Raw genomic sequence first — 560 nt, 5'->3', positions numbered from 1 at the left:
AAGCCTGATGTCTTAGCACAAAAATTTCAACCAAAACGAAGAAAAGCATCTACCCTTACGGACATCATGGCAGATCCAAAGTCAAAACCCGTTGTGATGCAATATGTAAATCGCAAACTCACTACTTTTTATCAAATTCTACAAAAAGAACACTACCCACTTTGTTATGATGCACAACGAAGGGAACCTATTCTTAATTCGTTATTAACACGAGAACAAGAACCTTTAAAACCGCTTATTTCTTTTCAAAAAACAGCAGAAGGAATCCATTACAAATTTCAACTAGGAATTGGAGAAGAGATACTAACCCCATGCAAACACACTATCATAAATCTGCATGACCAACCTGCACAACTAGTTATCGATCGCAAGTGGTACACCTTGGAACACGTAAATGCAAAAAAACTAAATCCTTTCCTTACTAAAGAAACAGTATTTATTCCTGCCAAGAACACTAAATTATATTTCGAAAAGTTTATTAGTGCAATCCTCAAAAAAGTAGAGATAGAAGCAGAAGGATTTTCTATTGAAACCTCAAGTGTTATCAGCAGTTATTCCCT

General features: G+C 35.4%; 1 protein-coding gene. It reads left to right on the top strand.

What is annotated here, in order from left to right; all coding sequences use genetic code 11:
- Positions 1–66: 66 nt before the first annotated feature.
- The coding region (locus SM447_RS29720; protein WP_474576178.1) for a hypothetical protein at positions 67–560 on the top strand (494 nt) is incomplete at its 3' end.

It is taken from the genome of Micromonospora aridisoli (genome assembly GCF_056150025.1).
This window is presented reverse-complemented; position numbering and strand designations above follow the sequence as displayed.